This is a genomic window from Frankia sp. CcWB3 (assembly GCF_977927595.1).
Genome location: NZ_CDWRCK010000213.1, coordinates 1 through 7,352, shown reverse-complemented (window position 1 = coordinate 7,352; position 7,352 = coordinate 1). Strand labels below are relative to the sequence as shown.

The 7,352-nt window shown below is 70.2% G+C and carries 4 protein-coding genes and 2 pseudogenes; all 6 read left to right on the top strand.

Going from position 1 to position 7,352, the window contains the following annotated elements; genetic code table 11:
* The first annotated feature begins 147 nt into the window (after positions 1-147).
* Entirely contained in the window at positions 148-1,287 is a 1,140-nt protein-coding gene (locus ACY5KJ_RS15385) for a sensor histidine kinase (protein WP_462187433.1), read from the top strand.
* 108 nt (positions 1,288-1,395) lie between these two features.
* Positions 1,396-2,439, top strand: a complete 1,044-nt coding sequence (locus tag ACY5KJ_RS15380) for an NAD-dependent epimerase/dehydratase family protein (protein WP_462187432.1) — start codon at positions 1,396-1,398, stop codon at positions 2,437-2,439.
* 662 nt (positions 2,440-3,101) lie between these two features.
* Positions 3,102-4,592 carry an NAD(P)/FAD-dependent oxidoreductase gene (locus tag ACY5KJ_RS15375; RefSeq protein ID WP_462203657.1) on the top strand — a complete coding sequence of 497 codons (1,491 nt, stop codon included), beginning with the start codon at positions 3,102-3,104 and terminating at the stop codon, positions 4,590-4,592.
* 325 nt (positions 4,593-4,917) lie between these two features.
* A complete protein-coding gene (locus ACY5KJ_RS15370; protein ID WP_462187429.1) occupies positions 4,918-5,436 on the top strand; it encodes a hypothetical protein in 519 nt (172 codons plus the stop codon).
* Between the two features lie 863 nt (positions 5,437-6,299).
* A pseudogene (locus ACY5KJ_RS15365) lies at positions 6,300-7,099 on the top strand (class I SAM-dependent methyltransferase).
* Positions 7,100-7,112: 13 nt separating this feature from the next.
* A pseudogene (locus ACY5KJ_RS15360) lies at positions 7,113-7,352 on the top strand (hypothetical protein); the annotation flags it as partial.

The following is a 7,352-nucleotide window of genomic DNA, read 5'->3' as shown; positions in this document are numbered from 1 at the left end:
CCGACAGCACCCCGCGCCCCGACAGCACCCCCACCGGACAGGTGGCGGCACCGGACGAGGGACGACACCGAGGATGAGACCCGAGGCGGTGCGGCGGGACGACGGCCTCACGGGCGGGCGGCGAGCGAGAGCGAGAGCGAGGCCCCAATGAACGCCGACCTGGAGGTCATGGGGATCGCGCTCGGCTGTTCGACAGCGGCCGCGCTCACCGGCCTGCCGTTGCTGCGGGCGCTCCGGAAGCGGCCGTTGTGGGCGACAGCCGCGTCACTGAGCGTAATACCGGTCGTCGCGGTGACGGCGGGGGTCGCCGGCACGGCGCAGGCAATGTTCCTCTCCGATCACAACCTGCGGGTCGTGCTCATCGTGGTCGCCGTGTCGGCGGTGGTGGCGTCGGCATCCGCGGTGCGCCTGGGTGGCCCGGTCGTGGCGGCGATCGGGACGCTGACCCGAGCGACGGCGGCCCTGGGCGAGCCGGGCTATCGCGGCGCCGGCCATGTTCCGACCGCCGAGCTCAGCGCGCTGGCGACGGCCCTGGACGCGACCCATGTCCGCCTGGTCGAGGCGCGGGAACGGGAACGGGCCCTGGAGGCGAGCCGCCGCGAGCTGGTGGCCTGGATCAGTCATGACCTGAGAACCCCGCTCGCGGGAATCCGGGCGACGGCCGAGGCCCTGCAGGACGGCCTGGTCACGGACGCCGAGACGACGGCCCGCTACCACCGGCTGATGCTCGCCGACGCCGAGCGGCTGACCGGCATGGTCGACGACCTGTTCGAACTGGCCCGGCTGCAGGCCGGTGCGCTGCGGCTGAGCCTGGAGAAGGTGCGCGTCGCCGATGTCGTCTCGGACGCGATCGCCGCGGTGGACCCGATCGCGCGGGCCAAGGGAGTCGTCGTCAGCGGGCGGGCCGATCACGCCGGGTACGTCGACGCCGACGCGGCCGAGGTGGGGCGCGTGCTGACCAATCTCCTCGTCAACGCCATCAGGCACACCCCCGACGACGGAACGGTGGAGATCACCGCTACCGCGGACGCCGACCGGGCGGTCTTCGCCGTGGCGGACCGGTGCGGCGGCATCCCGCAGGAGGAGCTGCCCCGCGTGTTCGACCTCGGATTCCGGGGCGAGTCGGCCCGGACCCCCGGCGGTGACGACAACCCGCACCAGCCACGGATGCGGTCGGGGATCGGCCTCGCGATCGTCCGCGGCATCGTCGAGGCGCACGGGTGCGACGTCACCGTGCACAACCATCGGGAGGGCTGCCGCTTCGTCGTCGCGCTCCCCACGTCCTGACGTCCGGACGCCGCCCGGGGTTACGACGGTGCCGGCACAGGGGCCGGGCCGGAGACGTTCCGCGGTTCGTAAGATCCGGCGCGTCCCGGCACCGCTAGCGTCGGCGTCATGCGGGTTCTCGTCACCGGTGGCGCCGGCTTCATCGGTTCTCACGTTGTCGACGTGCTGGTCGCGGCGGGCGGCGAGGCCAGGATCCTCGACGCCCTGCTTCCGGCGGTGCACCGGACGAAGCCCCAGGTCAACAACGCCGCCGAGATGATCGTTGGGGACATGACCGATCGGGGCCAGGTCGCCGAAGCACTGAGCGGGATCGACGTCGTATGCCACCAGGCCGCCATGGTGGGTCTGGGTGCCGATCTGGACGACCTTCCGGCGTATGCCACGAACAACGATCTCGGCACCGCGGTCCTGCTCGCGGCGATGGCCCGCGCCGGAGTGGGGCGACTGGTCCTGGCGAGCTCCCTGGTGGTCTACGGCGAGGGTGGTTACCGCTGCCCGACGGACGGACCGGTGCGCCCCGGACCACGGCAGGCCGCCGACCTGGACGCGGGCCGTTTCGAGCCGCCGTGCCCACGGTGCCACCGGCCGCTCTCGCCCATCGTGGTCCACGAGGACGCCCCCTTGGACCCCCGCAACGCGTATGCGGCGACCAAGGTCGCCCAGGAGCATCTCGCGGCGGCATGGGCGGCGGAAACCGGCGGGACCGTCGTGGCACTGCGCTACCACAACGTCTACGGTCCGCGGATGCCCCGGGACACCCCCTACGCCGGCGTCGCGTCGATCTTCCGCAGTGCGCTGGAACACGGGCGGGCCCCGCGGGCCTTCGAGGACGGCCGGCAGCTGAGGGATTTCGTGCACGTCCACGACGTCGCGCAGGCCAACCTGCTGGCGTCCCAGCAGCCGCAGGCACCCGGCCGGCTGGTTCCCCTCAACATCGGCTCCGGTGATCCCCACACCGTCGGGGACATGGCGGACGCGCTGGCTCGTGCCTTCGGCGGTCCGAAGCCCGTCGTGACCGGTACCTCCCGGGTCGGCGACGTCCGCCACATCGCCGCGTCCTCGGCTCGAGCAGGCGATCTTCTCGGCTACCGGCCGCGGGTCGACTTCGCCGGGGGGATGCGGGCCTTCGCCCATGATCCGCTGCGAGACTAAGGTTCTCCCCGGATCCGCGATCCTCCCTGGCCCGCTCGGGGCAGACCCACGAAGGACTAATCCCCGTCGGCCACCTTCATGAGATCGAAGATGCATCCGCCGAACATGCTGCCCGTGAAAACTGCCCGTGAAAACTGCCCGTGAACGTGCAGGACGCGAACGTCATGTCAAAGAACGAGCACCGAATGAAGGTGCAGGTGGTGAAAGCAGTATCCGAATAGACTGATGTGCTAAACTGGACCCCCAGAAGGTGCGCTCAGTCAAATCCACCACACGAAGAAAACATGATCATAGCTCTGGCCAGACAGATCCCCGCCGTCGGGGCCCAGGGACCGGGTGGTCGCCCGCGTCCGCGGGGCCGGTTCGCCGTATTTCCGTTCGGCCAGGCACCGCAGCCTTCCGGCCAGACACGATCTTCAGTGCCCACCTCACGGTTGCCCCCGAACTGGGCGCACCACTCGACGAGGTATCAATCGCCCACGAATTGTGTTGCATGCCACATGCCCCGTCGACGCTATCCGGCGACAGGAGGTGATGATAAACACGATCCCATCTCGGATATACGGCGGAAAATAGTAGCCGGGGTCCGGCACCATCAGGTATATGGTCTTCGCGGCGCCAAGGGGCACCGCCGGAGTCAAGAGGCTGAGCGGAGAAGGATCGTGACCACGGACAGCGCCCAGACAGGGCAGGCCGGCGAACCGGAACGGCTCGAGGAGCGAAGCACCTCCCCGCACCGAGTAGTGATCATCGGGTCTGGCTTCGGAGGTCTGTTCACCGCGCAGGCCCTCCGCAAAGCACCGGTCGAGGTCACCCTCGTCGCGAAGACGACGCACCATCTGTTCCAGCCGCTGCTCTACCAGGTGGCAACGGGCATCCTGTCCGAGGGCGAGATCGCCCCGACCACCCGTGAGGTATTGAGCCGGCAGGACAACGCGCAGGTCGTCCTCGGCGAGGTAACCACCATCGACGTGAACGCAAGGACGGTCACGTCCCAGTTGCTGGGTCGCACGACCGTGCACCACTACGACAGCCTCGTCGTCGCCGCGGGCGCGGGCCAGTCGTACTTCGGCAACGACCATTTCGCCACGCACGCCCCGGGCATGAAGAGCATCGACGACGCGCTCGAGCTGCGCGGCCGGATCTTCGGGATGTTCGAGCTCGCCGAGGCGTCCACCGATCCCGCGGACGTGGAGCGGCTGCTGACCTTCGTCATCGTCGGGGCGGGCCCCACCGGCGTGGAGATGGCCGGACAGATCGCGGAACTCTCGCGCCGGACCCTGCGGCGGGACTTCCGCAGCATCGACCCTGCCAAGGCCCGAGTCATCCTGCTGGACGCCGCACCCGCCGTCCTGCCGCCGTTCGGCGAGCGGCTCGGCGCGAAGGCGGCCGACAAGCTGACCAAAATCGGCGTCGATGTGCAGCTGGGCGCCAAGGTCGTCAATGTCGACGCGACCGGCATCGACGTCGAGGACAGCGACGGCACCCGCCGGCGCATCGACTCGGTCTGCAAGGTCTGGGCCGCCGGCGTTGCCGCGAGCCCGCTGGGCCGGCAGCTCGCCGAGCAGACCGGTGCGGGGCTCGACCGCGCCGGCCGCATCGAGGTGCTGCCCGACCTCACCCTGCCGGGCCATCCGGAGGTGTTCGTCATCGGGGACATGGCGAGCATCAACCGGCTGCCCGGCGTGGCGCAGGTCGCGATCCAGGGCGGCCGGCACGCCGCCAAGGAGATCCAGGCCTGGGTCGCCGGCAAGCAGACGGGCCGACCGTTCGAATACCATGACAAGGGCAGCATGGCTACCATCTCGCGGTTCAGCGCGGTGGCGAGCATCGGCAAGGTGCAGTTCAGTGGCTTCTTCGCCTGGCTCGTCTGGCTGGCCGTACACCTCGTCTATATCATCGGGTTCAAGCACCGGCTGACCACTCTGCTTCACTGGACGGTGAGCTTCATCGGCCGGGGCCGGTCGGAACGTACCGTCACCGAGCAGCAGATCTTCGCTCGGGTCGCGGTCCAACGCCTCGGAACGGACTTCGCACCGTCCCTGCCCCCGCACGCGAGTCAGGAGGCGCCGTCCTGGACGGGGGCCCGGACGATCGTGCCGATGCAGCCACAGGCCAAGGACGAGGACAGCCGGCAACCGTCCCGGGTCTAGCGCGTAGCGCGGATCCGGCCTCCGTCCCGATCGATCGGCCGGAGCACGCACCGTCCGCCCGCAGGCATCCGCCGGGGCGGACGGTTGCCGCGTCGAGGTACCGCCGGGCCAGGTACTGCCGCGTCGAGGTACCGCCCGGGTCCGCCACCGCGGGAACCGGCCTTCCACGTGGTTCGCACCACGCTCGCACGTTCCTCACATCTCGCTGTCGCATCGTGGGCTCCGACCGCGTGCCACCGTGGCGCGCGGCGCCCGGCCGGTCGTCGCCGCTCAGGGCCGACGACCGGTTCGCGGCGTGGTGACGCGACACGGAAGGACGACACAGATGCGCAGCTTCCTGACCGGACGATGGGGTGCGGGGGTCGCCGCAGCGGGTCTGCTCGGGCTCGGATTGGGGGTCGGGCTCGGGTTCGGCGGGACAGCCGCGTCCGCCACCCCGGACCGGACCGCCAGCGCAGCAGCCGCCCCGGCCGACCACGCGTTCCTGGGCGACCATCCGCGACTCGCCGAGGCCCGGCTGCGTTCCCACGACGGGCTGCGTCCCCATGGCGGCCTCTGGGCCGGCGGCGGCGTGCACGGTGAGGCAACGGTCAAAACCGACAAGGGCTTCCAGGTAGTGGCGGGGCAGCGCGGGAAGGTGACCGCGGTGAGCCCCACCTCCCTGACGGTCACCAGTGAGGACGGCTACGTCGGCACCTATGTGATCAACGCCGATACCCGGTTCCGGATCGACGGGGACACCGCGAAGGTCTCCGACCTCCACCCGGGGGCGACGGTCCGGGTGGGCGCAACGGTCAAGGACGGCACCCGCACGGCGGTGGTCGTCGCCCAGCCCAAGGACTGACCCACCGCCGAGGGCCTATCCCGGCACCGAAGATCACCTGGGGGACGCCTGTCAGCGTGACGGCGGCGTCCCCCTCCCTCCGCCATCCGGCTCGTCCGGAGGAAGCTCCGGACAGCCCTCGCGTTCGAGGTCCGCGGCGCGGACCATGCGACACCGCGGGCACAGTGCCCCCGGCCGCATCATCGTCTTCAGCCCCTGGCGGGGACGCCGTCCCCGATGTTCCGGACACCGCAGGTACAAGAAGTCGGCCTGAACGGGCATCGAGTTCTTCATGGCAGGGGAACCTTTCCGGTTCCGCCGCATTCCCGACACTTGATATTGGCGTCACCGTCGAAAAGACCGTCCTCGTCCACTTCCGCCTGCGGACGCGTCTGATACTGCGTGCCGTTGCAGGACGAGCAGGTCATCAGGCCCAGGCTGAGCCGCTCGTCTGGCGGCCGAAAATACCGACTGGATCTTTTTCGTTGCCTCACCACGCGATCAAAGGTGCACGCTCCATCACAGCCTGTCCAGACGCATCCACCACCAGGGCGTCATCCGGGAGACAGGCGCACCGTACTCATCCCATCCATCACTCGTCCGGCTACTTTGCCTACATTTCGGCACCCGGGCCGGCGCCATGGTGAGCAGCGGGAACGACGGAACGATCATCGGTGCCCGGCCGCGGCACGAGGCCGGGCGCGCCGACCCGCTGACGAGCGGCGAGGCATCACCAGCCACGGGTGTGCCCGGATCATCCTGGTCTCATACGATGACCGACTGATTCGTCGAGGCAGGCAGGAAGGCCGTCGTGCCGCGGTGGCCTGCCCCGGCACCGCGGTCGGCGCGCAGTCCGTGGCCACCCGGAGAAGGACGAGGGATGGATGATCAACAGTGCTGCCCACGTACGGACCAACCGTGCCCGCTGGAACGAGATCTCCGACGACTACCAGCGACTGAACGCCCCGCAGATCCGCCGGCAGGTGTTCACCGGCGATATCTCCTGGGGGCTGTGGGCCGTTCCGGAATCACGGCTCGGCGTGCTCGGTGAGGTCACCGGACGGGACATCCTGGAGATGGGCTGCGGGGGCGGCCAGTGGTCGAGCGCGCTGGTCCGGCGGGGGGCCGACCGATCGGCTTGGACCTCTCCGAACGGCAGCTGCACCACAGCAGACGGCTCACCGCGGAGACCGGACTGTCCTTCCCCCTGGTCCAGGCGAGTGCCGAGGCGGTGCCCTTCGCCGACGGCTCGTTCGACATCGTCTTCGCCGACCACGGCGCCTTCTCCTTCGCGGACCCCTTCCGGGCCGTGCCGGAGGCCGCACGCGTGCTGCGCCCCGGCGGCCTGCTCGCCTTCAGCCACGTCAGCCCAATCTACGAGATCACCGTGGCGCCGGGCCGGGACGCCCCCGGCAGTCGCCTGACCCGCGACTACTTCGGGCTGCGTCTGCTGGCCGAGGCCGACGGCCTGGTCAGCGCCAACCTTCCCTACGGCACCTGGATCAGGCTCTTCCGGGACAACGACCTCGTCATCGAAGATCTTCTGGAACCTCGCCCGGCACCGCCGGCATCCGACGATCACAGCGAGGAACCGGCACCCGCCCAGCCCGAACGCGGCGACGAGGCATGGGCGCGCCGCTGGCCCTCCGAATGCATCTGGCGGCTACGCAAGCCGACGCGGTGAAGGCATCGGCCTCGTGACCACCACCCTGACTGGCGACGCCGCCCCGCACGCCGCTCTGCTGACGGGCATGGCGGATCTCGCCCGCCGGCTCCAACCGGGCGGCCGGGAGGCTCCCGTCGTGCTGTCGCACCACGGTGAACGGCTGATCGTGCGCCACGGTGACGTCGTGCTCAAGGCCCACCCGCCCGGATCCGACCCACAGCCGCTCGCGGCCCGGCTCCGGCTCGTGGCCCAGCCGCGCCTGGGCCACATC

What these genes read in the sequence shown, in the direction of transcription:
- ACY5KJ_RS15385 (WP_462187433.1), top strand. Translation starts at nt 148, where the DNA reads ATGAACGCCGACCTGGAGGTCATGGGGATCGCGCTCGGCTGTTCGACA.
- ACY5KJ_RS15380 (WP_462187432.1), top strand. Translation starts at nt 1,396, where the DNA reads ATGCGGGTTCTCGTCACCGGTGGCGCCGGCTTCATCGGTTCTCACGTT.
- ACY5KJ_RS15370 (WP_462187429.1), top strand. Translation starts at nt 4,918, where the DNA reads ATGCGCAGCTTCCTGACCGGACGATGGGGTGCGGGGGTCGCCGCAGCG.